This is a genomic window from Pseudoalteromonas sp. SG43-7, assembly GCF_014164295.1.
GTDB classification, from domain to species: Bacteria; Pseudomonadota; Gammaproteobacteria; order Enterobacterales; family Alteromonadaceae; genus Pseudoalteromonas; species Pseudoalteromonas rhizosphaerae.
This window is the reverse complement of record NZ_JACJEY010000029.1, coordinates 1-24,941: the sequence shown is the minus strand read 5'-3', so window position 1 is coordinate 24,941 and position 24,941 is coordinate 1. Positions and strand designations below refer to the sequence as shown.

Here is a 24,941-nt window from a genome sequence, read left to right as displayed (position 1 = left end):
TAATTTAATTATACGTCTAAGTTAACTACACGTAGTGCATTCGTTTCTATGAACTCACGACGCGGCTCAACTTGGTCACCCATCAAGGTTGCGAATAATTGGTCTGCACCAACAGCATCTTCAATGGTTACTTGTAACATGCGACGCGCCGAAGGATCCATGGTAGTTTCCCACAGCTGACTTGGATTCATCTCACCTAGTCCTTTATAGCGCTGGATATATAGCCCACGCTTAGATTCTGCGATCAACCATTCCAATGCATCCACAAAGTTATCAACAGCTAGTGTCTTCTCTCCACGTTGAATATAAGCACCTTCACTTAAGATATTGGCAATGTTAGTACCAGTTACTGCGATGCGTTTATAATCACGTGAAGAGATAAAATCATGGCTCAGTACGTGTGCCTTATCAACACCGTGTTGGCGAATATTGATAACTGGGTAATATAAGTTACGCTCAGTATCATGCTCTGTTGCAGCAGCGAAGATAGTTGCATCTTCATCACGTGCGACTAAGTCATCGACTAACGTTTTGGTCCACTCGATTACTTTAGCTTCATCGGCTAAATCAGTTTCGTTTAGCTCTGTTTGATAGATCAAACGTTCCATAACCGTATTCGGGTATTTACGTTTTAAGCGCTCAATAACTTTAACGGTGTTTTGATAATCATGAACGATAGCCTCTAAAGCTTCACCTTCAAGTGCAGATGCATCAGCACCGGTATAAAGTGAGGCACCATTTAATGCTAATGAAGTTAGGTATTCGACAAGTGCTGGATCATCTTTAATATAGCGCTCTTGTTTACCTTTTTTCACTTTATAAAGTGGTGGTTGAGCAATATAGATATAACCACGTTCAACGATTTCTGGCATTTGACGGTAGAAAAAGGTCAACAGTAACGTACGAATGTGCGAACCATCGACGTCAGCATCGGTCATGATAATGATGCGGTGATAGCGTAATTTTTCAGGGTTATACTCATCGCGGCCAATACCACAACCAAGGGCTGTAATTAACGTGGCAACTTCTTGTGAAGATAACATCTTATCAAAACGCGCTTTCTCTACGTTTAGTATTTTACCTTTAAGCGGAAGAATCGCTTGATTCTTACGGTTACGACCCTGCTTGGCTGATCCGCCAGCAGAGTCCCCTTCCACTATATATAGTTCAGACAGGGCTGGATCTTTTTCTTGGCAATCCGCTAACTTACCAGGTAAACCTGCTAAGTCCATTGCGCCTTTACGACGAGTCATTTCACGGGCTTTACGCGCCGCTTCACGAGCACGAGAAGCATCAATGATTTTACCAACAACTATTTTTGCGTCTACTGGATTTTCTAATAAGAATTCAGTGAATTTCTCAGCCATTGCCTGTTCTACAGCTGATTTAACTTCGCTTGAAACTAGCTTATCTTTGGTTTGTGATGAGAACTTAGGATCAGGAACTTTAACACTAACAACTGCAGTTAAGCCTTCACGGGCATCATCGCCTGTTGCATTACTGGTTGTTTTAGCTTTTTTGTTAAAGCCTTCTTTTTCCATATAGTTGTTAAGTGTACGAGTTAGCGCAGATCTAAAACCGGCTAAGTGAGTACCACCATCACGTTGTGGAATGTTGTTTGTAAAACAGTAAATGTTTTCTTGGTAAGCATCATTCCACTGCATTGATACTTCAACGCTAATACCATCTTCTTCACGTTCATGAGTAAAGTGGAATACACCTTTATGAATAGGTGTTTTGTTACGGTTTAAATACTCAACGAAGGCACGAATACCCCCTTCATATTTAAAGTGGTCAGTTTTATTTTCTTCGCGTTCATCATTTAAAATAATACTCACACCTGAATTCAGGAATGATAACTCGCGTAAGCGCTTAGCTAAAATATCGTAATGGAAATCTAAGTTTGTGAAAGTCTCACCACTTGGCCAAAAACGAAGTTCAGTACCTGTGGTTTCTGATTCGCCAATTACAGCTAGTGGCGCATCAGGAACACCCATAGTGTAAAATTGCTCATGTAGCTTGCCTTCACGACGAACCGTTAGCTTTAATTTTTCTGAAAGCGCATTTACTACTGAAACACCAACACCGTGTAAGCCGCCTGATACTTTATATGAGTTATCATCAAACTTACCACCAGCATGTAGTACAGTCATAATTACTTCAGCAGCTGACACGCCTTCTTCTTCATGAATTGAAGTTGGAATACCACGGCCGTTATCTCGAACAGAGACAGAACCATCTAAATGAATTGTGACATAGATGTCATCACAGTGACCTGCTAAGGCTTCATCGATAGAGTTATCAACGACCTCAAACACCATATGGTGTAAGCCTGTGCCATCATCGGTGTCCCCTATATACATTCCAGGACGCTTTCTTACTGCGTCTAATCCTTTTAGTACTTTAATACTCGACGAATCGTAATTCTCAGACATGGTTAATCCCACTTATCTTGTTATTAGGTTGCCATGTTTCACGTGGAACATTTGTAGTTCTCGTTGCATGGGTTCCACCACAGCAGAAATACTTTCAGATTGAATTGTAGAGATAAATATTTGAGAGCTACAGTGCGACAATAACTGTCCTACTTTCTCTTTCGTATCTTCCCCTAACTCTGAAGGTAGATCATCTATTAGCAATATTGATTGCTTTTCTGTCTCTGACTCAATCAAACTATTTTGCGTTACTTTTAACGCATAAAGCAATAGCTTCAATTGACCGCGTGAAAAGGTGTTTTCCACACTATTGCCAGCGACACTAAAACTGAAATCAGCTTTATGCGGCCCTTTATTTGTAAAACCTTGGCGACTATCACGCTCAAAGCTTTGTTCGAGAGCGTCGGCTAGAGATTCATTTTCTTTCCAACCAGCATAAAAACTTATTTCTAAATCGCGTATAAGCGTTAATTCTGCACACATTTTATCAAAAAATTGCTGCTTAAACCTACTTATATACGCAATTCGTAAATTATTTATTTGGTCTGCCAGTCTAACAAATTCTTTATCCCAAAACTTGATTTGATCAAAATAATTCTTAGGCTTACTTTTCAATAATGCATTACGTTGCTTTAATACTTTATTGAAAGATTGCCACAAATAAAAAAAGTCTTGTTCCACGTGGAACAATCCTAAATCTAAAAATTTTCGGCGCTCTTTTGGACCTCCAAAAAACAACGAATAGCTTTCTGGGGTGATCACTTGTACTGGCATTAATTGGGCAAGTTCAGACACTCGACGACTAGACTTACCCTGTATTTTTAATTCTGTCTCACCACTTAAAGTCTTACTAATACCGATTGGAATTGATAAGTTATAAAGTGATTTACGACCATGAATGGTGAATTTTTCTTTATGGTGCGTAATGATACTTTTGTGTTTTGGGGTGCGGAAAGACTTGCCATGAGAAAGGTAATAAATAGCCTCAAGAAGGCTGGTTTTGCCACTGCCATTTTCACCATAAATTATGTTAATACCATTCACTGGCTCTACAGTGAGCGCCTCAATATTCCGAAAATTATTGAGGCTCAAATGACTTAAACTCATAGTGCCTTATAAGCGCATTGGCATAACAACGTACATGGCTTCTTCATCGCCAGCACCTTCTATCAATGCACTACTATTTGAATCAGCAAGCGTAAATAAAACGTCTTCTGTTTTTAATGTATTTAATACATCTAAAACATACGATACGTTAAAGCCAATTTCTAAGTCATCGCCTTGATAGCTCACTTCAACCACTTCCTCAGCTTGCTCTTGCTCTGGGTTGTTGGCGGTAATTTTTAATAGTCCATTCGATAAGTTTAACCGTACACCTCTAAACTTCTCGTTCGATAAAATAGATACCCGTTGAAACGCACTGCGTAACCATTCACGGTTTGCGGTAATCACTTTATCACCACCACGTGGCAATACTCGGCGGTAATCAGGAAAACGTCCATCAACTAATTTACTCGTAAAAGTAAACTCTGTATCTAAAATACGAATATGATTTGCACCAAATTGAATTGTAACCAACTCATCATCAGCAACCATTAGACGCATAATTTCTTGTACGCCTTTACGCGGAATTATTAGCTGACGTTGAGTATTTAACGATTGCGTTAATTGTTTTTGCGCAATTGCTAAACGGTGACCATCAGTAGCCACTGTTTTTATATCAGTATTATCTACTTCAAACGACATACCATTTAAGTAATAGCGTACGTCTTGATTGGCCATCGAAAAGTGGGTGCTTTCAAGTAACTTTCGCAGTTCTAAGCGCGTTAGTTGAAATTCAACTTCACCATCCCACTGCTCAAGATTAGGAAAGTCTTCCGCAGCGAGTGTAGTTAATGAAAAGCGGCTTTTTCCACTGGTCAGTAATAGTTGGTGATCTTGACTGCTCAACGTTAAATCTGAACCGTCTGGCAGACTTTTACAAATATCGAGTAATTTTTTAGCTGGCAAAGTCAATTTTGCATCAGCGGTATCATCGCCAACAAAAACCTTTGCGACAAGTTCAATTTCAAGGTCTGTGCCTGTCATTGAAAGTTCGCCATTTTCAACCTCTAACAAAACGTTAGATAAGATAGGCAAGGTATGCTTGCGCTCAATTGCGCCAGATACTTGCACCAAAGGTTTTAAAAATTGTTCTCTTGATATAGTTATTTGCATAATAAAGTCAGCCCTAAGATGACAATGTTCTTATTAGGTTTTGATAATCTTCTTTCACTTCGTGGCTTTCATCACGTAGTGATTTAATCTTTCTGCACGCATGCAATACTGTAGTGTGGTCGCGGCCACCAAAGGCATCACCAATTTCAGGTAAGCTGTGATTGGTAAGTTCTTTAGACAATGCCATAGCAACTTGACGAGGTCTTGCGATAGAGCGGCTGCGGCGCTTAGATAGCAGGTCTGAGACGCGAATACGATAATATTCAGCAACCGTACGTTGAATATTGTCTATCGTGACCAGTTTGTCCTGCAAAGCGAGTAAGTCACGTAATGCTTCTTTTACAAAGTCGATCGAAATTGGTCGACCAGTAAAGTTTGCATTAGCAATCACACGATTAAGCGCGCCCTCTAACTCACGCACATTTGAACGTAATTTTTTAGCGATAAAAAAGGCCACTTCGTGAGGTAAATTAATTTTACTCTGCTGGGCTTTTTTCATCAAAATAGCCACTCGCGTTTCAAGCTCTGGCGGCTCAATCGCGATGGTTAAACCCCAACCAAAACGTGATTTAAGGCGATCTTCAACCCCTTCAATCTCTTTTGGATAACGATCTGAGGTTAAAATAATTTGTTGGTTACCTTCAAGTAATGCATTGAAAGTATGAAAGAATTCTTCTTGAGAGCGTTCTTTGTTAGCAAAAAACTGAATATCATCGATCATTAAAGCATCAACACTGCGGTAATAACGCTTAAATTCTTCAATAGCATTATTTTGCAGGGCTTTAACCATATCTTGCACAAAGCGTTCTGAGTGCATATAAACAATTTTTGCATCTGGCTTATTTGCCATAATACCATTGCCAACCGCATGTAATAAATGCGTTTTACCTAAACCCGTTCCACCATATATAAATACCGGGTTAAAGGCAGCACCAGGATTATCCGCAACTTGCGTCGCAGCAGCTTTTGCTAACTGGTTAGATTTACCTTCAACAAAACTATCAAAGGTGTAGTTTTCTTTAATGTTTGATTTGTAACCAGACTTAGGAGCAGGCTCAACCACAGCTTTAGCTGCTTTTGGTTGCTGCTTTGCTGCCGGCTGATTCATCGGGGTCGCAGAGCCAGTTGTTGCAGGCGCGATCACTTGCGCATTGTGGATTGGCTTGCTACCTACATCAAAGCGTAACTCTGGCGCTTCATCCTTACAAATCTCAACAAGTAATTCATTAATTCGGTTTAAGTACTTTTCTCTTACCCAATCAAGCACAAAGCGATTAGGTGCATAAATCGTCAGGGTATCTTCGGTACTTTCTGCTTGTAGTGGTCTTACCCACATACTGAACTGCTGCGAAGGCAGTTCATCTTGCAATACATATAAACAACTTTGCCAAACCGACAGATACACAGTTAAACTCCCAAAGACTTAGTATTTATTCCCGGTCATCTTTAGTGGCCGGAAATCATACATTTATTACTATTATTTAGGCAATTTATTAACCCAAGACCGAGTATTATGAATGCACTTTATCCACAAGTACAAGATTGATTTTTTTGAAAAATATGATCTGGCTAAAAAAAACAAGCAAGACGTTGATTTTTAATAGCAATTATTTTTAACTTCAAAGTATGATCATAGCAAAAAAGGGCTTGGATCGCGATCAAATTATGTGATCTATTTTACTTACCCCAAGCTTTTATGCACTTTTTATACAGAGCCTGTGGAAAACTTCTTTAATATAAGGATCCTAGCAGATCCTGCCAACAGATCTATTATCACCCCTCTATTATAAATGCGATTATGGTTGACTTTAAGGCACTTCATCGATAATATCTCGCGCTCGCAATGGCACCTGTGCCAGGATCGCGACCTGCATAGGATGTTTTAACCTTTAACCGATCGGATGGAATTGTTATGAAAAGAACTTTTCAACCTAGCGTTTTAAAACGCAAACGTGCACACGGTTTCCGTGCTCGCATGGCAACTGTAAATGGCCGTAAAGTATTAGCTCGTCGCCGCGCTAAAGGCCGCAAAGTTCTTTCTGCTTAATATATAAGTGGAAGACTTTAACTTTGGCAGGGAGTTACGTCTGTTAACTCCCTCGCATTACTCTCGCATCTTTAATGAACCCGCTCGGGCCGCAACTCCTTTCTTTACCTTATTAGCAAAACCCAATGACCAAGCAAAACCTCGCTTAGGACTCACTGTCGCTAAAAAACGGGTTAAAAAAGCTTGCCAACGAAACCGTATTAAACGTCTTGCTCGCGAAAGTTTTCGTTTAAACCAACACACTATTGATAATGTCGATATTGTGCTGATGGTTAAAAGTGGTATTGATGAACAGTCAAATGAAGAGCTAACTAAACAACTCACTAAATTATGGCGCAAGATTAACGAACGCTGTAAACCTGGTGCACCAAAACCACCGCCGTTTAAAAAACGCCCCAACAAATCGGCTAAATCCAATAAACAGAGCCAATAGCAATAGAATTACATGGTTAATTAAGGTATCTTTAGCTCACCTTTTAATCATGCATTTAAAATTCCATTTTGGGCGTTTAAATTCATGGTATCCATTCACTAAATATTACGCAGAGGCTTGAACATCATGAGGTTACTAAAACCACTTGTTGCTTTTCCTAAGCGCTGTTTAGTGTTATTAATTCGTGGTTATCAAAAGTGGATTAGTCCGCTGTTAGGTCCGCATTGTCGCTTTAATCCAACCTGCTCTAGTTATGCTATTCAAGCAATTAATTTGCATGGATCTGTAAAAGGGAGTTGGTTAGCGGTTAAACGCATATTAAAATGTCATCCTTTACATTCAGGTGGGGATGATCCCGTACCTGAAAAATTAACCCATATTAACCACCAACACGAGAAATAAGAGCTGTTATGGAATCGCAACGCACGTTTTTATTCATCGGCCTGATGCTTGTATCGTTTTTATTGTTCCAAGAGTGGAATAAAGACTACAACGCACCAAAAGTCGATCCTAGTGCCAACACACAAACACTACAAACTAATTCCCCTGACTCTGATGATTATGTTCCATCATCAACCGATGGTGAATTACCTACTGCAGCAACAACCGCGAAACGTTCAGTTATTAAAATTACGACTGACGTATTCAAAGTTAAAATTGACACCCGTGGTGGTGATATTGTTGAAGCTGACTTACTGCAATACGAAGAAACAAAAGGCAGCGAAACGCCTTATATGTTACTTGGTGAGTTTGATGGTAAACAATATTTCTCTCAAAGTGGTTTAATAGGCTTAAATGGCCCAGATGCATCTGCAGAAGGTCGCCCGGTTTATCACTCTGAGCAAAAAACATTTGCTTTAACAGGTGACGAACTTCGCGTACCACTTACATTTACTGATAGCAAAGGTGTTAGTTTTACTAAAACGTATGTATTCAAAAAAGGTCAATACGATGTTGCTTTAGAATACTCAGTAAATAACACCACCGCAGAGCCAATTCAAGTACAGCTGTATACGCAAGTAAAACGCACAGTACAAGATAAAGGCAGCTTAGTTGACCAAAACTACTTAGGTGCTGCCTATGGTTCTGCTGAGGAAAAGTACGAGAAATATAGCTTTTCTGATATGGCCGACAAAAACCTTAGCATTAATACGCAAGGTGGTTATATTGCTTTTATTCAGCACTACTTTGTAAGTGCGTGGGTTCCTTCGCAAGAACAGCAAAATACCCTTTACAGCTTAATTGCTAAAGGCAACGCAGCAATTATTGGTGCTAAAGGTGAGCCGATAAATGTACAAGCGAACCAACAAGCAACTCTTGGTGCAACTTACTATATGGGCCCTAAAGAGTCGGATATACTTGAAGCTATTCATCCGAACTTAGATTTAACTGTCGATTACGGTTGGTTATGGTTTATCTCACAGCCGTTATTTATACTATTAAAATGGCTACATAGCATACTAGGTAACTGGGGTGTGGCAATTATCGCCATTACTGTGATTGTTAAATCAGCAATGTACCCACTTACCAAAGCGCAATATACGTCAATGGCGAAGATGCGTGCCCTACAGCCTAAAATGGCTGCATTAAAAGAAAAGTTTGGTGATGACCGTCAAAAATTCGGCCAAGCAACCATGGAAATGTACCGCAAAGAGAAAGTAAACCCTATGGGTGGCTGTTTCCCTATTTTGCTGCAAATGCCAATTTTCTTAGCGCTATTTTATGTATTCTTAGAATCAACAGAACTGCGTCATGCTGAATTTATTTTTTGGTTAACTGACTTATCTGCGAAAGACCCATACTACGTACTACCAATCTTATTTGGTGCCAGTATGTTTATTACGCAAAAACTACAACCAATGACGGTAACTGATCCGATGCAACAAAAGATGATGACCTTTATGCCGGTTATCTTCTCAGTGTTCTTCCTTTGGTTCCCATCTGGTCTAGTACTTTACTGGTTAGTATCAAACCTTATCTCTATCGCACAGATGCTGATCATCTATCGCGGTATGGAAAAGCAAGGAATAAAAGTCAGGGGCTAATTTGCTCAGTTACTTAAATTAAGGCGACCATTGGTCGCCTTTTTTATTGCCCGCTATTCGCCAGTCATAACTGCATAGGTTACAATACGCCCATACCATTACTCTTTAAGTTGGCAAACTATTAGCATGATCAATCAAGACACAATTGCAGCACAAGCAACCGCACCTGGTCGTGGTGGCGTTGGTATTATTCGCGTTTCTGGCAGTTTAGTAAAAACCGTCGCCGAACAGATTATTGGTCGTTGCCCTAAGGTGCGTTACGCCGATTACGTGCCATTTAACAGTCTTGCTGGCGAGCAACTTGATCAAGGTATTGCTATTTATTTTGCCGGGCCAAACTCTTTCACTGGCGAAGATGTACTTGAACTACAAGGCCATGGCGGTCCTGTAGTACTGGATATGCTACTTAAAGAAATTAGCCAAATTGAAGGTGTACGATTAGCAAAGCCAGGCGAGTTTTCTGAGCGCGCCTTTATGAACGACAAAATGGACTTAACCCAAGCAGAAGCAATTGCTGACTTAATTAATGCCACTTCAGAACAAGCAGCCAAAAGCGCCTTACAATCACTCCAGGGCGAGTTCTCTAAGCACATTGATACCTTAGTTGAAAAAGTCATTCACTTGCGTATGTACGTTGAAGCGGCCATTGATTTTCCCGATGAGGAAATAGACTTTTTATCTGACGGTAAAGTCTCTGGTGATCTAAATGCCATTATCACCCAGCTAAGCAATGTGACCAATCAAGCAAAACAAGGCAGCATTATGCGTGAAGGTATGCGCGTGGTGATTGCTGGGCGCCCTAACGCAGGCAAATCTAGTTTACTAAATGCACTTGCAGGGCGTGAAGCCGCTATTGTTACTGAAATTGCCGGCACCACCCGTGACGTACTACGAGAACACATTCACATTGATGGCATGCCGCTACATATTATAGATACTGCAGGCCTGCGCGAAAGCCCAGACCGCGTTGAGCAAATAGGCATTGAACGCGCATGGGATGAAATAAAACAAGCCGACCGCGTGTTGTTTATGCTTGATGGCACTGATACCAAAGACACTGACCCACATGCTATTTGGCCAGAGTTTATGGCCAAACTACCTGCCGGTATGGGCGTAACCGTGATCCGAAATAAAGCCGATTTATCGGGTGACGAAGTCGGTATGAGCGAAAACCAGCAATATCCAGTGATCAGCTTAAGTGCTAAAAATGCTGATGGTATAGAGTTAGTTCGTACTCACTTAAAGGCATGTATAGGTTTTCAGGGAGCTACCGAAGGCGGCTTTATGGCCCGTCGTCGTCACTTGGATGCACTCGATAGCGCAGCTCATCATTTACAAACTGGCAAAGACCAATTAGAGATGCATATTGCCGGTGAGATCCTAGCTGAAGAACTACGTTTAACACAAAACTACTTAAACGAGATCACCGGTGAATTTACCTCTGACGATCTACTTGGCAAAATTTTCAGCTCATTTTGTATCGGTAAATAATTAAAAACTAAGGGTGCTTATATAAGCACTCTTAATCCCCTTCAAAAACCAGTATATTATTATACCAATCGACTTAAATATTTAACCATTCTAGCGAGCTACATAAAGCGCTAACTGCGTTATAATTTTTTCAATTAGAACAACTACATGTCAAAATTTACGCCTTGTTATCACTGTATTTATCTGTCGCTATAAATGGTCAGTAACTTTACACGATTGGTATTAGCTGTATTCAATAAAAAATACAAGTCGTTATTTAACCAACCGCTCTAAATTATCCGTCGCTATCACTGCCTTTTAGGTTTTTACAACGAGCTTAAAATTTACGTTCAGTGCCGAACTTGGCCAGCGTAGTCACCGTAATCTTTTTATAGTCATAATGAAATTCACTTTTGAGATCATTATGAATAAATACCAAACCTTTCATCAATTACATAAACAAGACCAATTATTTTTATTACCAAATGCGTGGGATCCATTAAGCGCTCGTATATTAGCTGATGCTGGTTTTGCTGCTATCGCCACAACAAGTTGGGGGATGGCCCAATCTAGAGGTCAAGAAGATGGCGAACAATGCTCATTTGAGGAGTTTATAAGTCAGCTAAAACCAATAATCGATGCTGTTAATATTGCTGTTTCCGTGGATATTGAATCAGGTTACAGTAATGACGTAAACACTATTTGTCAGCATGTTTTGGCCGTAGCCAAATTAGGTGCTGTCGGTATTAATATTGAGGATTCAGATAAAAAAACAGCTCAGTTACGCTCCCTAGAACACCAAGTAGAGATCCTTAAAGCGATTAAAAACACTCTTAAAAAGTATGGTTTTTCACAGCTATTTATCAATGCTAGAACTGATTGCTACAGCCAAAATATGGCTTCTCTTGAACATGTAATAACTCGATCTTTGGCTTATCAAGACGCTGGCGTTGATGGTATTTTTATCCCTGGATTATCCGATTTAACAGCAATAAAGCAAATAACAACGACACTTAAGGTGCCACTTAACGTGATGGCACAGCCATTAAAAAGTGATTTTCTTTGCGATAATAGTAGTAATAGCAGCTCATTATTTGCACATGGCGTACAAAGATATACGCTTGGCAATGCACTATTTGATGCCACAAAAGCCTATATTTTTACCGCTAGCAGTACTTTAAATAGCACAAAAAGTAGCGATCATTTATTCTAATCGGAGTTTTAAAAGCTATTTATACAAAATTAAAATCATAATTAGTGATAAAAATAGCAACTAATTTAGAAATTGATCAGCACAAGCTCAAATTGTTATCCACAATTTGGGCTTTTTTGATCATTTTTAACTTAGAGGCATATAAAAAGTACTCAATTTATTAGCTCAAACAGTATAAATCGAGCAATAAACCCACTAAATCAACTTTAATTGCCATTAATTACTTATTTAGCACCCTACTTGAAATATTTTTTGGCATTTCATAAATTAATTTATAGCCAAAACGATCGTTATCAACAGGCGATCTATCCACATTCTGATCACTCGTTTTAAAACTCTTAATGAAACGAAAATTCACCACTCATAAAACATAAAATCAATAGCTTAGTAAAATAAAAATAAGATCTTATGTTTTTACTACCCAGCTTTCCCACTTTTTATCAACAGCTTGATCAGAAGATTACATATTGGAATAATTTATTTTATTTATACATATCAAATGATTACGAATTTAAAATAAAAAACATCAAAAATTGTACCTTAAATACTTATACAAACTTCCATTCAAGGCTTTACTGCTGAGTAAACTCAGTTATCATAAGCCTATAAGTAAGCCGTTGTGTGATCAAATAGAATTATGAACTCCGTTAATATCATTATAGGCAGCCAAATGGGATCTGCTGAGTATGTAGGTGAGCAACTAGCAGAGCAGTTAGTTACTCAAGGGATCACTACAGAAGTTCATGATCAACCTAACTTTTCACAGATAAACCAAGAAAATACTATCTGGTTATTGTGTACTTCTACTTATGGTGCTGGTGATTATCCTGAGAACCTTTTATCCTTTGTTGAAGATATTAATCAAGTTAATGATTTAAAAGGATTAAAGTTTAGTGTTATTGGTTTAGGTGACACCAGTTATGATACCTATAACCTCGCAGGCCGTAATCTAGAACAACTTTTAGTAAGTAAAGGCGCGCACTGTATAGCAGAGCGCTTAGAGTTGAATATTCTTGATGAAGAACTACCAGAAGACACCGCATTAGCTTGGTTACCAAGCTGGATCGAGCAAATAAACCGTATTTAATTAAGATCACAGTTTAGATCCAAATTTAAAGTTACCCACAATTTACTGAGTATTTAGATCAGATTGTGGATAAGCTATGATCTAACTGCGTTTTAAGACTATGTTATCCATTGGATAAGATCTGATCCAATACCCCCTGTGCATAAAGAGCCTTTTTGATCAGAGCTTATAATCAGTTAGATCCGATCATATTAACACCTTTAGATCCGATCTAACTTTATGTTTTAATAAGTAAACTAAACCTTATCAACAGAAATCATGCTCAGTAGTAGTAACAGTAATAAAAGATCTCTTTAAAAGATCCTTTATATTATTAGAGATCATTTACTTAGATCTTGGCCACAGTTTAATCATTTATCTTCTGTAAATTTATAGGTAGAATACGCTCCCCCTTGAAAGTTTGCTGGTTGATTAAGTAGGATCCCGAAATGATTTTTCACGAAAATTTTGATGTTATTGTTGTTGGTGGTGGACATGCAGGTACAGAAGCTGCGTTAGCTGCTGCACGTATGGGTATGAATACCCTACTGCTGACTCATAATATGGATACCCTTGGTCAGATGTCATGTAATCCAGCAATTGGTGGTATTGGCAAAGGTCATTTGGTTAAAGAAATTGATGCACTAGGTGGTGCAATGGCCCAAGCAATTGATAAAGGCGGTATCCAATTCCGTACTTTAAATTCTTCAAAGGGACCTGCAGTAAGAGCTACTCGTGCACAAGCAGATCGCGCTTTATATAAAGCTGCTATTCAAGATATTTTACAACACCAAGATAACCTGAAGATCTTTCAGCAATCATGTGATGATCTGATTGTTGAAAATAATAAAGTAACAGGTGTTGTTACTCAAATGGGACTGCGTTTTAGCGCACCTTCAGTAGTATTAACCGTAGGCACTTTCCTTGGTGGCCAAATTCACATAGGCTTAGAAAACTTCAAAGGTGGTCGCGCTGGTGATCCACCTTCAATTGCATTAGCAAATCGTATACGTGAATTACCATTTCGTGTTGATCGCTTAAAAACTGGAACGCCACCACGTATTGATGCCCGTACAGTTGATTTTAGTAAAATGGAACAACAACCTGGTGATGCTATAACACCGGTGTTTTCATTTATGGGTAAGCAATTAGATCATCCACAACAAATTTCTTGCTTCATCACATACACCAATGAAAAAACTCATGATGTGATCCGCAATAATTTACATCGTTCACCTATGTACTCAGGTGTTATTGAAGGGATTGGTCCACGTTACTGTCCTTCTATTGAAGATAAAATTGTTCGTTTTGCAGATAAAGACAAACATCAAATTTTTGTTGAGCCTGAAGGCCTAACATCTTATGAGCTTTATCCAAATGGTATTTCAACTAGTTTGCCATTTGATGTGCAATTAGAGATTGTGCAATCAATCACTGGCTTTGAAAATGCACATATTTGCCGTCCAGGCTATGCTATCGAGTACGACTTTTTTGATCCACGCGATTTAAAGAAATCATTAGAGACCAAATTTATTGATGGTTTGTTCTTTGCTGGACAGATCAATGGCACTACAGGCTATGAAGAAGCCGGTGCACAAGGCTTAATTGCCGGTATGAATGCAGCATTGCAAGTACAAGGTAAAGAGCCTTGGACACCGCGCCGTGATGAAGCTTATGTCGGTGTATTAATCGACGATTTAACTACACTAGGTACCAAAGAACCGTACCGTATGTTTACTAGTCGTGCTGAATACCGTTTGTTACTACGTGAAGACAACGCTGATATTCGTTTAACAGCAAAAGGTCGTGAACTTGGTTTAGTTAACGATGAACGCTGGCAAGCATTTAATGAAAAAATGGATATCATTGCAAAAGAATCTCAACGGATCAAAGAAACTTGGATCCATAAAGATCACGCTGTAATTGATCAAGTTAATGGCTTACTTAAAACACCATTAACCCGAGAAGCAAGTTTAGAAGAATTATTACGTCGCCCTGAGATCCGTTATAACGATCTAATGGCGATCGAAGGGTTAGGATCTGAGTTTGATCATGCAACAGCGTTAGAGCAAGTTGAGATCCACACTAAGTACGCAGGTTATATTGCTCGTCAGCAAGAAGAGATCAATAAGCAACTTCGTCATGAGTTAACTATTTTGCCTAAAGATTATGATTACTCGATCGTATCGGGTCTATCAAATGAAGTGGTTGCTAAATTAACTGAGGCGCGTCCTGATACAATCGGTCAAGCATCACGTATTTCAGGTATCACGCCTGCTGCTATTTCGCTATTATTAGTTTATCTGAAGAAGCAAGGCTTACTACGTAAAATTGCGTAGTCATTAAGGAATACTGTGTTACAGCAACAATTAACTACTTTGTTAGCGCAAACTGATATTGCGCTAACTGAAAAACAGCAGCAACAATTGGTTCAATATGTTGAGTTACTCAACAAATGGAACAAAGCTTATAATTTAACCTCAGTGCGTTTACCTGAGGATATGATGATTAAGCATATTATGGATAGCTTAGTTGTTGCACCTCACCTACCCGGTCATCATTATATTGATGTTGGTACGGGTCCTGGTCTTCCGGGTATCGTATTAGCTATTGCATTACCTGAGACACAATTTATTTTATTAGATAGTTTAGGTAAACGCGTGCGTTTTTTAATGCAGGTAAAACATGAGCTAGGTCTGAAAAATGTAACCCCAGTGCAGTCTAGAGTTGAAGATTATCAACCAAGTGTTAAATTAGATGGTGTATTGAGTCGTGCTTTTGCATCTTTACAAGATATGGTTGACTGGTGTTCGCACTTGATTGATCATTCAGGTAAGTTTATTGCCTTAAAAGGCGTATTTCCAAGTGAAGAGCTAGAATCTTTACCAGCAGGTGTTAAGTTCGAGCAAAAAATCACCTTGGAAGTACCAAAATTAGATGCGCAAAGACATTTAATTATTCTTTCTAAAGACTAGGGATCAGAGATACTGTGGCAAAAGTCATCGCAATAGCAAACCAAAAAGGTGGTGTGGGTAAAACCACCACAGCAGTTAATCTCGCGGCATCAATGGCTGCAACTAAACGTAAAGTGTTGCTTATTGATCTCGATCCGCAAGGCAATGCAACCATGGGTAGCGGCGTAGACAAATACGGCGATGTGGCAACAATTTATGATTTATTAATCGAAGATAAACCAATTGAAGAAGTTGTTACTAAAGAAACCTCTGGTGAATATCATTTAATTGCTGCCAATGGTGATGTTACCGCCGCCGAAGTTAAACTGATGGAGCTTTATGCTCGAGAAGTACGACTACGCAATGCGCTTGAAAAAATATCTGATCAATATGAATTTATTTTTATCGACTGCCCACCATCACTGAACATGCTTACGGTGAATGCAATGGCGGCCGCGGATTCAATTTTAGTGCCTATGCAATGTGAATATTATGCGCTTGAAGGTTTAACCGCATTAATGGACACAATTACGCAATTAGCCAAGTTAGTTAATCCAAAACTACAGATTGAAGGGATTTTACGTACTATGTACGATCCGCGTAATCGTTTGGCCAATGATGTATCTGAGCAGCTTAAACAACATTTTGGCGATAAAGTATACCGCACCGTGATCCCACGTAATGTACGTTTAGCTGAAGCGCCGAGTTTTGGTGCACCCGCAATGTATTATGACCGGGCATCAAGTGGCGCTAAAGCGTATTTAGCACTTGCCGGTGAAATGTTACGCAGAAAAGAAAAAATATCCCCAATCGTCGCCTAACTTGAGGTAAAAAGAACATGTCTGCTAAAAAACGCGGTTTAGGCCGAGGACTCGATGCTTTATTAAGCTCGTCAAAACCAGCACCGAGTGCCCGCACTGAACAACCCAACGTGAGTGAGCAGGATGTAATTATTCAGCCAACCAGTAGTGAATTGCAAAAGCTACCGATTGAGTTTTTACACTCAGGTAAATATCAGCCACGTAAAGACATGTCCGAAGAAGCGCTTGAAGAGCTAGCAAGCTCAATTCGATCGCAAGGGATTATTCAGCCAATTGTAGTTCGTCCAGTAGCAGAAAACAGTTATGAGATTATTGCTGGTGAACGTCGCTGGCGTGCTGCACAAATAGCTAAGCTAGACGTAGTACCATGTATCATTAAAGATGTGCCTGATGAAGCTGCGGTGGCCATCGCATTGATTGAAAATATTCAACGCGAAGATCTAAATGCCATGGAAGAAGCGGTTGCATTGCACCGATTGTTAACTGAGTTTGAATTAACTCACCAACAAGTGGCAGATGCCGTAGGCAAATCACGCACGACGGTAACTAATTTATTACGACTAAATAACCTTAATGATGATGTTAAAATATTGTTGGAACATGGCGATATTGAAATGGGTCATGCGCGTTGTTTATTAGCCCTTGAAGGTGAAGCACAATCTGATGCTGCTCGACTGGCTGTAGCAAAGGCTTTAACTGTACGCGAAACAGAAAAATTAGTTCGTTCAATTATTGAACCTGCCCCTAAAAAAGAAACTTTCGAAAAAGATCCAGATGTCAAGCAGTTAGAACAACAATTAGCCGAAAACTTGGGTGCAAAAGTTGAAATTAACTACAACAAAAAAGGCAAAGGAAACTTAGTTATTTCGTATACTAACTTAGAAGAGTTAGATGGAATTTTAAGCCGTATAAATGCAGAGAATTCCGAGCATTAATAAATATCATGTCCAAAAAGAGACATTCGTCGCAAATTTGCACCACAATACACCGACTCAAGTTGCAAAACTGGTAGGAATCAGTATAATTTCGCCAGTTTTCATGCCCTGACAATTAGATTGCCACTAAGGTTAACTAAACGTGACAAATAAGTTAGCGAGGCCATATCGGCTTGCCGCATTAAAATTAATATGTCTTCAGGGTGTTGTAGCATTAGTTGCTGCTGTAATCATTTTTGTTGGTTGGGGAGTAGATGCCGGCCTTTCAGCTATCGCTGGAGGCACTGTAGCGGTGCTCCCTAATTTTGTATTTGTTATCTATGCATTCCGTTATATGGGTGCTAGTAAAGCAAAACAAGTGTTTGCCTCGTTTAAACGCGGCAACGGATTAAAATTTTTGCTAACAATCTTTTTGTTTGCGCTGATATTTAAACTGTATCCGGTAATCTTTTTGCCATTTTTTTGTAGTTTTATATTAGTGATGTTCGTTGGATTGTTCGCGCCAGTTTTTTTTAATCATTAACTTTTGGGATATAACATGGCTGCAGGTGAAGAGCTAACTCTAACGGGTTACATCAAGCACCACCTAACCAACGGTCAGGTGCGTCTATCCGACGACCCTAACAATTGGTGGATGGTACTTAATGTCGATACCCTCGCATGGTCTATCGGTTTAGGATTGATCTTTCTATGGATCTTCAAGCGCGCTGCGAATAAAGCAACGCTTGGTGTTCCTGGTAAATTTCAGTGCTTTATCGAGATGGTCGTAGAATTCGTTGACTCTAACGTGAAAGATACCTTTCACGGTAAAAGTAAACTAATTGCCCCTCTTGCTCTGACAATTTTTGTCTGGGTATTCTTGATGAACTTAATGGATTTAATACCTGTTGACTTCCTACCAACTGCTGCGGCATTGATTAGTGGTGAGTCTTGGGATGTTATTTCAAGCGGTCAATCGCATACTTATATGAAAGTGGTACCTACAACCGATCTTAACTTAACGTTAGCAATGGGTTTAGGTGTATTCGCACTTATCATCTTTTATTCGATTCGCGTTAAAGGCGTTATGGGTTTTGTTAAAGAACTTACATTACAACCGTTTAACGTTAAGAACCCAGTGGTTCAAGCACTATTTATTCCAGTAAACTTGTTACTAGAGCTAGTAACCTTGTTTGCTAAGCCAATCTCATTGGCACTACGTTTATTTGGTAACTTATACGCAGGTGAATTGATCTTCATTCTGATTGCAGCGATTGGCTTATTCCAATTACCACTGCACTTCGTATGGGCTGTGTTCCACATTCTCGTAATCGTATTGCAAGCATTCATCTTCATGATGCTAACAATTGTATACCTGAGCATGGCGTCAACTGATCATTAATCAGACGTCAGTTCAATAAAGATTTTTTTACTTAAACTTTAAACTTTGAAAATTAATCGGAGAAAACAATGGAAATCGTACTAGGTCTTAAATATATCGCTGTAGCGTTACTTATCGGTTTTGGTGCTTTAGGTACTGCTATCGGTTTTGGTAACTTAGGTGGTAAATTCCTTGAGTCTGCTGCTCGTCAACCTGAGCTTGCACCACAACTACAAGTTAAAATGTTCATCGTAGCGGGTCTTATCGATGCTATCGCGATGATCGGTGTAGGTATTGGTCTATACATGTTGTTCGCACTTTAATATTGAAAAAATACTTTATCCGCGATCAACTATTGACTAAGGAGGAGTGGTTGTGAGTTTAAACCTTACTCTACTCGGCGAATTAATAGCATTTATCGTTTTTGTTTGGTTCTGCATGAAGTTTGTGTGGCCACCACTTAACGGTGCTATTGAAGCTCGCCAGAAAAAAATTGAAGATGGTTTAGCGGCCTCTGATAAAGCTGAAAAAGATCTTGAACTTGCTCGTAAAAAAGCAACTGCAGAACTTAAAGAAGCTAAATCACAAGCTGCTGAAATCATCGAGCAAGCTAAGAAGCGTGCAACGCAAATCGTAGACGAAGAGACATCTCGTGGTCACGACGAGCGCGAAAACATCATTGCTCAAGGTCATTCTGAAATTGAAGCCGAGCGTAACCGTGTTAAAGAAGAACTGCGTAAGCAAGTTGCTACTTTAGCGGTTATCGGCGCACAGAAGATTCTAGAGCGCGAAATCAATGAAGCCGCGCACAGCGACATTGTTGAAAAACTTGTAGCTGAGCTTTAATAGGAGGGTCTGAGCATGTCTGAATTGACTACAATCGCTCGCCCATACGCTAAAGCGGCCTTTGAATTTGCCGTTGAAAAAGGCGTAGTTGAGAGTTGGAATGATATGTTGTTTTTTGCTTCAGAAGTGGCGAAAAATGAACAAGTCGCTCAATTCCTAACTGGAAGCGCCTCTGCTGATAAGCAATCAGAAATTGTTATTTCTGTTTGTGCAGAGCAACTCAACGAATACGGTCAAAACCTTGTAAAGGTTATGGCTGAAAATGGACGTTTGACCGCCCTACCAGCTGTTGCACAATTGTTCTCTGCTTTTAAAGCAGATTACGATAAAGAGATTGATGTTGACATCACCTCTGCAACAACCCTTGCTGCAACGCAGCAAGAAACACTGGTAGCGGCACTTGAAAAACGTTTCGCACGCAAAGTTAAGCTGAATTGTAGTGTTGACGAATCACTTGTTGGTGGCCTTATGATTAAGGCTGGAGACACAGTAATCGACGGCACTGTTCGCGGTAAATTAAACCGTTTAGCCACTACACTACAATCGTAATTGGGAAGAAGAGCATGCAACTTAATTCCACTGAAATTTCTGATCTGATCAAACAACGTATTGAGAAGTTCGAAGTTGTAAGTGAAGCTCGTAACGAAGGTACAATTGTATCTGTTACTGACGGTATCATTCGCATCCACGGTCTTGCTGACTGTATGCAAGGTGAAATGATTGAGCTTCCAGGCAACCGTTATGCTATCGCACTAAACCTTGAGCGTGACTCAATTGGTGCAGTAGTAATGGGTCCATACGCTGACCTTACAGAAGGCGTAAAAGTATACACAACTGGTCGTATCTTAGAAGTTCCTGTTGGTGCTGGTTTACTTGGTCGTGTTGTAAACACACTAGGTGCACCTATCGACGGTAAAGGCGCTTTAGATAACGACGGTTTTGAACCTGTAGAAAAAATTGCACCGGGTGTAATCGAACGTAAATCAGTAGATGAGCCAGTACAAACTGGTTATAAATCTATCGATGCGATGATCCCAGTGGGTCGTGGTCAACGTGAACTTGTGATCGGTGACCGCCAAACAGGTAAAACTGCACTAGCAATCGATGCAATCATCAATCAAAAAGACACAGGCGTTAAGTGTGTGTACGTAGCGATTGGTCAAAAAGCATCTACTATTGCTAACGTAGTACGTAAATTAGAAGAGCACGGTGCATTAGCAAATACTATCGTAGTTGTTGCATCTGCTTCTGAGTCTGCGGCACTTCAGTACTTAGCACCGTTCGCGGGCTGTACTATGGGTGAATACTTCCGTGACCGTGGTGAAAACGCATTAATCGTATATGATGATTTATCTAAGCAAGCAGTTGCTTACCGTCAAATCTCATTGCTACTTAAGCGTCCACCAGGTCGTGAAGCATACCCAGGTGACGTATTCTATCTTCACTCTCGTCTTCTTGAGCGTGCATCGCGTGTAAACGCTGAGTACGTTGAAAAGTTCACCAATGGTGAAGTGAAAGGTAAAACAGGTTCATTGACGGCATTGCCAATCATTGAAACTCAAGGCGGCGACGTTTCTGCGTTCGTACCGACTAACGTTATCTCTATCACCGATGGTCAGATCTTCTTAGAAACTGACTTATTCAACTCAGGTATCCGTCCGGCAGTAAATGCTGGTATCTCGGTATCGCGTGTTGGTGGTGCTGCACAAACTAAAATCGTTAAGAAACTAGGTGGCGGTATTCGTCTAGCCCTAGCTCAGTATCGTGAATTAGCTGCGTTCTCGCAGTTCGCGTCTGACCTTGATGATGCAACTCGTGCTCAACTTGAGCATGGTGAGCGTGTAACAGAGCTAATGAAGCAGAAACAGTACGCGCCAATGTCTGTTGCTGAAATGTCTTTGTCGTTATTTGCAGCAGAGAAAGGTTACCTTCAAGATATCGAAATCGTTAAAATCATGGATTTCGAAGCTGGGTTACTTTCTTATGCAAACAGCACATACGCAGAGCTTATGGCTCAAATCAATGAAACTGGTAACTACAATGCCGAGATCGAAGCGCAGCTTAAAGAACTTCTAGAGAAGTTTAAATCTACGCAAACTTGGTAATTTAGTTATAAATGGTGCGCTTTAGTTCGCTAAAGCACACCTTGATTCGGAGAAAGAGTCATGGCCAGCGGAAAAGAGATTAAAAGCAAGATCGGTAGTATTAAAAATACTCAAAAGATCACTAGCGCTATGGAAATGGTTGCTGCGTCTAAAATGAAAAAGGCACAGGAACGAGTGGCTTCAAGCCGTCCGTACGCTGAAAATTTACGCAAAGTGATCGGTCATGTTGCTAATGCTAACCTTGAATATCGCCATCCATATATGGAAGAGCGTGAGGTCAAGCGCGTTGGTTATATCGTCATTTCTACCGACCGTGGTTTATGTGGTGGCTTGAACTCTAATGAGTTTAAGAAAGTATCTTTAGATATCAAAGCGTGGAAAGAAAAAGGTGTTTCTGCAGATTTCGCAGTTATGGGCTCAAAAGCCGGCACTTTCTTTAACCGTTTTGGTGGAACAGTACTTGCCAAAAAATCAGGGTTAGGCGATGCGCCTTCTATTACCGACGTAATTGGTCCGGTAAAAGTAATGCTAGAAGCATTCAATGAAGGCAAATTAGACCGCTTGTATGTGGTTTACAACAAGTTTGTAAATACCATGAAGCAAGAGCCAACAATCGATCAGTTGTTGCCTTTGCCAAAAGACGAAAGCAAAGAACTTGCACACCGTTGGGATTACATTTACGAACCAGATCCAAAAGCAATTTTGGATACATTAATGGTTCGTTTTGTGGAATCTCAAGTATACCAAGGTGTAGTTGAAAATGCTGCCTCTGAACAGGCCGCCCGTATGGTTGCAATGAAAGCTGCAACTGATAACGCAGGCGACCTTATGGATGAGTTACAGCTTGTTTATAACAAGGCTCGCCAAGCGGCAATCACACAAGAAATTAGTGAGATTTGTTCTGGTTCAGCAGCAGTTTAATGCTTCGGGCAAAGATTAACGAGAGGAATAGACATGAGTTTAGGTAAGGTCGTCCAAATTATCGGCGCCGTTGTGGATATTGAATTTTCACAAGACAGCGTGCCAGCCGTATATGACGCGTTAAAAATAACAGATGGCGATTTAGCTGGTTTGACTCTAGAAGTTCAACAACAGCTAGGTGGCGGTGTGGTACGTACTATCGCACTAGGTACTACTGACGGTTTACGCCGTGGTGCATTAGTATCAAACACAGGTGAAGCGATTCAAGTTCCAGTTGGTAAAGCAACGCTTGGTCGTATCATGAACGTACTTGGTGAGCCAATCGATGAAGCTGGTCCAATCGGCGAAGAAGACCGTATGTCTATTCACCGTGCAGCGCCTTCATACGAAGAGCAATCAAGTTCAGTAGAACTTTTAGAAACTGGTATCAAGGTAATCGACCTTGTATGTCCATTCGCTAAAGGTGGTAAAGTTGGTTTATTCGGTGGTGCCGGTGTTGGTAAAACCGTAAACATGATGGAACTTATTCGTAACATCGCAATCGAGCACAGCGGCTACTCAGTATTCGCCGGTGTTGGTGAGCGTACTCGTGAGGGTAACGATTTCTACCATGAAATGAACGATTCAAACGTACTTGATAAAGTATCGCTTGTATACGGTCAGATGAATGAGCCTCCAGGTAACCGTTTACGCGTAGCGTTAACAGGTCTTACTATGGCTGAAAAGTTCCGTGACGAAGGTCGCGACGTACTTTTCTTCGTAGATAACATCTACCGTTACACACTTGCTGGTACTGAAGTATCTGCACTTCTTGGTCGTATGCCATCAGCGGTAGGTTACCAGCCTACACTTGCTGAAGAAATGGGTGTACTGCAAGAGCGTATCGCATCTACTAAGACGGGTTCAATCACTTCAATCCAAGCGGTATACGTACCTGCGGATGATTTAACGGATCCATCTCCAGCAACAACGTTTGCTCACTTAGATGCAACAGTAGTACTTTCGCGTGATATCGCGTCACTTGGTATCTACCCAGCGGTAGACCCACTTGATTCATCTTCACGTCAACTTGATCCATTAGTAATTGGTCAAGAGCACTACGATACAGCACGTGGCGTTCAGACAGTTCTTCAGCGTTATAAAGAACTTAAAGACATCATTGCAATCCTAGGTATGGACGAGCTTTCTGACGAAGATAAGCAACTTGTATCTCGTGCACGTAAAATCCAACGTTTCCTATCTCAGCCATTCTTCGTGGCAGAGGTTTTCACAGGATCACCGGGTAAATACGTGTCACTTAAAGACACAATTGCTGGCTTCAAAGGCATCTTAAACGGTGAATTTGATGATATGCCAGAGCAAGCGTTCTACATGGTTGGCTCTATCGAAGAAGCTCAAGAAAAAGCCAAAAACATGTAATTAGGAGGGTAGTATGGCAGCTATGACTGTACATCTTGACGTAGTAAGCGCAGAGCGGAAGTTATTCTCTGGTCTGGTTGAATCGATTCAAGTAAGCGGTAGTGAAGGTGAACTAGGTGTAAACCCAGGACATGCGCCACTATTGACTGCCCTTAAACCTGGTATGGTACGTTTAGTAAAGCAATTTGGTCACGAAGAAGTAATGTATGTTGCTGGTGGTACTCTAGAAGTGCAACCGAACATAGTGACTATTTTGGCTGATGTAGCGGTTCGTGGTGAAGACCTTGACGAACAAGCAACAGAAGCAGCTAAACGTGAAGCTGAAGCGCAAATGGCGAATTCTTCAGCCGCTGAATTAGATTATCAACAAGCAGCAGTACAACTTGCAGAAGCAATTGCACAGCTACGCGTTATTCAGCAATTACGTAAAAAGTAAGCCTATCTGGTTTTCAAAAAGCCCACTTTATGTGGGCTTTTTTGTGCTTGAAATATACTGCATTGTTATTTTATTAGAACGCTATCATTTTTCTAATACCAATCTGCATAAAGATTAAGTCAATTTTATCCAGTCTCTAGAGCATATGCTTTTAACCGTATCAGGAACAGAAATGAATTTATTCCACGCTTGCGAAACCTGTTCGACTATTTCTTCAT

24 protein-coding genes are annotated in these 24,941 nt (G+C 40.2%); 20 read left to right on the top strand and 4 right to left on the bottom strand.

Features of this window, described 5'->3' with window-relative positions; translation table 11 throughout:
* Nucleotides 1–8 precede the first annotated feature (8 nt).
* Genes gyrB through dnaA form a run of 4 tightly spaced genes read right to left on the bottom strand, consistent with a single transcriptional unit; the run spans nucleotide 9 to nucleotide 6,057 of the window.
* Nucleotides 9–2,435, bottom strand: a complete 2,427-nt coding sequence (gyrB, locus tag H5200_RS13970) for a DNA topoisomerase (ATP-hydrolyzing) subunit B (protein WP_182761693.1) — start codon at nucleotides 2,433–2,435, stop codon at nucleotides 9–11.
* Between the two features lie 12 nt (nucleotides 2,436–2,447).
* Entirely contained in the window at nucleotides 2,448–3,542 is a 1,095-nt protein-coding gene (gene recF, locus H5200_RS13965; protein ID WP_145241717.1) for a DNA replication/repair protein RecF, read from the bottom strand.
* 6 nt (nucleotides 3,543–3,548) lie between these two features.
* Nucleotides 3,549–4,652 carry a DNA polymerase III subunit beta gene (gene dnaN / locus H5200_RS13960; RefSeq protein WP_149983170.1) on the bottom strand — a complete coding sequence of 368 codons (1,104 nt, stop codon included), beginning with the start codon at nucleotides 4,650–4,652 and terminating at the stop codon, nucleotides 3,549–3,551.
* A gap of 13 nt (nucleotides 4,653–4,665) precedes the next feature.
* Nucleotides 4,666–6,057, bottom strand: a complete 1,392-nt coding sequence (gene dnaA / locus H5200_RS13955) for a chromosomal replication initiator protein DnaA (RefSeq protein WP_145241713.1) — start codon at nucleotides 6,055–6,057, stop codon at nucleotides 4,666–4,668.
* 507 nt (nucleotides 6,058–6,564) lie between these two features.
* Between dnaA and rpmH the strand changes: the two genes are divergently transcribed.
* From rpmH to H5200_RS13855, 20 genes are all read left to right on the top strand, one after another.
* Complete coding sequence (rpmH, locus tag H5200_RS13950; RefSeq protein ID WP_004335215.1) at nucleotides 6,565–6,699, top strand: 50S ribosomal protein L34; 135 nt, start codon at nucleotides 6,565–6,567, stop codon at nucleotides 6,697–6,699.
* A 7-nt stretch (nucleotides 6,700–6,706) separates the two neighbouring features.
* Nucleotides 6,707–7,132, top strand: a complete 426-nt coding sequence (gene rnpA / locus H5200_RS13945; RefSeq protein ID WP_145241711.1) for a ribonuclease P protein component — start codon at nucleotides 6,707–6,709, stop codon at nucleotides 7,130–7,132.
* 126 nt (nucleotides 7,133–7,258) lie between these two features.
* Entirely contained in the window at nucleotides 7,259–7,534 is a 276-nt protein-coding gene (gene yidD / locus H5200_RS13940; protein WP_064668255.1) for a membrane protein insertion efficiency factor YidD, read from the top strand.
* A gap of 8 nt (nucleotides 7,535–7,542) precedes the next feature.
* On the top strand, nucleotides 7,543–9,177 hold the full coding sequence (yidC, locus tag H5200_RS13935) for a membrane protein insertase YidC (protein ID WP_182761692.1): 1,635 nt from the start codon (nucleotides 7,543–7,545) through the stop codon (nucleotides 9,175–9,177).
* Between the two features lie 126 nt (nucleotides 9,178–9,303).
* Nucleotides 9,304–10,668 (top strand): tRNA uridine-5-carboxymethylaminomethyl(34) synthesis GTPase MnmE, encoded by a 1,365-nt coding sequence (gene mnmE, locus H5200_RS13930; protein WP_145241707.1) that lies wholly within the window; start codon nucleotides 9,304–9,306, stop codon nucleotides 10,666–10,668.
* Between the two features lie 403 nt (nucleotides 10,669–11,071).
* A complete protein-coding gene (locus tag H5200_RS13925; RefSeq protein WP_182761691.1) occupies nucleotides 11,072–11,860 on the top strand; it encodes an isocitrate lyase/phosphoenolpyruvate mutase family protein in 789 nt (262 codons plus the stop codon).
* A gap of 637 nt (nucleotides 11,861–12,497) precedes the next feature.
* Complete coding sequence (locus tag H5200_RS13920) at nucleotides 12,498–12,947, top strand: flavodoxin domain-containing protein (RefSeq protein ID WP_145241703.1); 450 nt, start codon at nucleotides 12,498–12,500, stop codon at nucleotides 12,945–12,947.
* A gap of 428 nt (nucleotides 12,948–13,375) precedes the next feature.
* On the top strand, nucleotides 13,376–15,265 hold the full coding sequence (gene mnmG, locus H5200_RS13915) for a tRNA uridine-5-carboxymethylaminomethyl(34) synthesis enzyme MnmG (protein ID WP_182761690.1): 1,890 nt from the start codon (nucleotides 13,376–13,378) through the stop codon (nucleotides 15,263–15,265).
* Nucleotides 15,266–15,280: 15 nt separating this feature from the next.
* On the top strand, nucleotides 15,281–15,901 hold the full coding sequence (rsmG, locus tag H5200_RS13910) for a 16S rRNA (guanine(527)-N(7))-methyltransferase RsmG (RefSeq protein WP_149983167.1): 621 nt from the start codon (nucleotides 15,281–15,283) through the stop codon (nucleotides 15,899–15,901).
* 14 nt (nucleotides 15,902–15,915) lie between these two features.
* Entirely contained in the window at nucleotides 15,916–16,701 is a 786-nt protein-coding gene (locus H5200_RS13905; RefSeq protein WP_145241697.1) for a ParA family protein, read from the top strand.
* 17 nt (nucleotides 16,702–16,718) lie between these two features.
* Nucleotides 16,719–17,636 carry a ParB/RepB/Spo0J family partition protein gene (locus tag H5200_RS13900; protein ID WP_182731923.1) on the top strand — a complete coding sequence of 306 codons (918 nt, stop codon included), beginning with the start codon at nucleotides 16,719–16,721 and terminating at the stop codon, nucleotides 17,634–17,636.
* 142 nt (nucleotides 17,637–17,778) lie between these two features.
* Nucleotides 17,779–18,159: an ATP synthase subunit I gene (locus tag H5200_RS13895; protein ID WP_145241693.1), complete on the top strand. Its 381-nt coding sequence runs from the start codon at nucleotides 17,779–17,781 to the stop codon at nucleotides 18,157–18,159.
* A 15-nt stretch (nucleotides 18,160–18,174) separates the two neighbouring features.
* Nucleotides 18,175–19,017, top strand: a complete 843-nt coding sequence (atpB, locus tag H5200_RS13890) for a F0F1 ATP synthase subunit A (protein ID WP_145241691.1) — start codon at nucleotides 18,175–18,177, stop codon at nucleotides 19,015–19,017.
* 68 nt (nucleotides 19,018–19,085) lie between these two features.
* On the top strand, nucleotides 19,086–19,319 hold the full coding sequence (gene atpE / locus H5200_RS13885) for a F0F1 ATP synthase subunit C (RefSeq protein ID WP_009838908.1): 234 nt from the start codon (nucleotides 19,086–19,088) through the stop codon (nucleotides 19,317–19,319).
* A gap of 52 nt (nucleotides 19,320–19,371) precedes the next feature.
* Complete coding sequence (gene atpF, locus H5200_RS13880; RefSeq protein WP_145241689.1) at nucleotides 19,372–19,842, top strand: F0F1 ATP synthase subunit B; 471 nt, start codon at nucleotides 19,372–19,374, stop codon at nucleotides 19,840–19,842.
* 15 nt (nucleotides 19,843–19,857) lie between these two features.
* Complete coding sequence (atpH, locus tag H5200_RS13875; RefSeq protein WP_145241687.1) at nucleotides 19,858–20,391, top strand: F0F1 ATP synthase subunit delta; 534 nt, start codon at nucleotides 19,858–19,860, stop codon at nucleotides 20,389–20,391.
* A 14-nt stretch (nucleotides 20,392–20,405) separates the two neighbouring features.
* The gene (gene atpA / locus H5200_RS13870; RefSeq protein WP_145241685.1) at nucleotides 20,406–21,947 is read left to right on the top strand and encodes a F0F1 ATP synthase subunit alpha; all 1,542 of its coding nucleotides are present in this window, start codon (nucleotides 20,406–20,408) and stop codon (nucleotides 21,945–21,947) included.
* Nucleotides 21,948–22,007: 60 nt separating this feature from the next.
* Nucleotides 22,008–22,868 carry a F0F1 ATP synthase subunit gamma gene (gene atpG / locus H5200_RS13865; RefSeq protein ID WP_145241683.1) on the top strand — a complete coding sequence of 287 codons (861 nt, stop codon included), beginning with the start codon at nucleotides 22,008–22,010 and terminating at the stop codon, nucleotides 22,866–22,868.
* Between the two features lie 33 nt (nucleotides 22,869–22,901).
* On the top strand, nucleotides 22,902–24,287 hold the full coding sequence (gene atpD / locus H5200_RS13860) for a F0F1 ATP synthase subunit beta (RefSeq protein ID WP_145241681.1): 1,386 nt from the start codon (nucleotides 22,902–22,904) through the stop codon (nucleotides 24,285–24,287).
* Between the two features lie 13 nt (nucleotides 24,288–24,300).
* Nucleotides 24,301–24,723, top strand: coding sequence for a F0F1 ATP synthase subunit epsilon (locus H5200_RS13855; RefSeq protein WP_145241679.1), 423 nt, complete (start codon nucleotides 24,301–24,303; stop codon nucleotides 24,721–24,723).
* Nucleotides 24,724–24,941 lie beyond the last annotated feature (218 nt).